Below are 1,459 nucleotides of genomic sequence, written 5' to 3'. Positions count from 1 at the left end.
GTTTGCGCTTGCGTATCGATGGGTCTTGGCCGAGACGGAAGATGCGTTTACGGCTGCGGTTGTGAATCGTCATGTACGACTGATGGGAATCCCACCGCATATCACTTACATCTCCGAATCCTGTCCGAGACGGCGGTTCGTGCTACTGCATATCCAGACCCATCCCGAGCTGATTGATCCGGAATTCGGATAGTAGCCTTGCTATCCGTGCATGTGGGAAAAATCATTTTCCCCAGCGTCAGCCTCTCGCTCATCTGCCGCCTCTCGATTTTTCGATGGAACTTCGCAAGCGTTCGTCGCGATGGCTCGACCGGGCGGCCCCCGAGCCACGCCCCGCTGGCATCGCAAGTCCGCGAGGGAGACGGTCGGTCTCACGTGTACTATCGGTGCCCGACACGTGCGAAGTCAGGATACGTCAAATGATGGGCGCCACGGCATCGAAAATGGATTGAGAAGGCAGAAAGGAGCAGAGCATGGGTATGGGCAAGGTCGTCAACAGCGTGGCCTACCGGGCAGGTCGACGTTCGGGCGACGTCAGCATCGACGACATCAGCGAGGTGGTAAAGGAGCCCGATACGTTCGTTTGGGTCGGCGTCTGGGAACCCGAGGAGCCGTTGCTGAGAAAGCTGCAGGAGGAGTTCAGCCTGCATGATCTTGCCATCGAGGACGCGCTGAAAGCGCACCAGCGTCCGAAGATCGAGGTTTACGGCGAGTCACTCTTTATCGTGGTGAAGACTGCGCAGTTGGTGGACGGAGAAGTGCAGTACGGAGAGACGCACCTGTTCGTCGGTAAAAATTTCCTCGTCTCGGTTCGACACGGCGCCTCGTCCAGCTATGCCGCGATCCGCGCGCGCGTCGAGGAAAATCCGAAGCTGCTGAGCCGAGGGCCGGGATTCGCGCTGTATTCGATTCTCGACTTCGTGGTCGACAACTATCGGCCGATCGTCAGCCAGTTCGAGGAACAGCTCGACGGCGTCGAATCGGAGATGTTCAAGTCCGGCTTCGACGAAGCGGCAATTGAAAAACTGTACGACCTTCGACGTCATCTTCTGAAACTACGCAATGCTGCCGTTCCGATGGACGACATATGCAACCAATTGATTCGATTCCATGAAGAGATCGTTCCCAAAGAGCTGCGCGCTTACGTACGCGATGTTCAGGACCACGCACACCAGATCACGACAATCACCGATGACATGCGCGAAATGCTGACGAATGCAATGCACGTCAATCTGGCACTTGTCTCCGTGAGACAGAACGAGGTCGTCAAACAGTTGGCCGGCTGGGGGGCGATCCTCGCAGTGCCGACCGTGATTTTTAGTATGTACGGCATGAATTTCCAGGGCATGCCTGAATTGAAAACTGCATGGGGCTATCCCATCACGCTGTCCGTCACGGTTGCCGGCTGCATTGCGTTGTATCGGAAGCTGAAACGCGCCGGTTGGGTGTGATTCCGGCC

Annotated in this window: 1 protein-coding gene and 1 pseudogene; both read left to right on the top strand. The window is 56.8% G+C overall.

The features are described from left to right. Positions 1-193: pseudogene (locus ACV22V_RS32330) on the top strand (hypothetical protein); the annotation flags it as partial. Between the two features lie 286 nt (positions 194-479). Further along, a complete protein-coding gene (corA, locus tag ACV22V_RS32325) occupies positions 480-1,451 on the top strand; it encodes a magnesium/cobalt transporter CorA (protein WP_448016801.1) in 972 nt (323 codons plus the stop codon). Positions 1,452-1,459: the final 8 nt, after the last annotated feature.

The organism is Burkholderia sp. AW33-5, from assembly GCF_053427615.1.
This window is presented reverse-complemented; position numbering and strand designations above follow the sequence as displayed.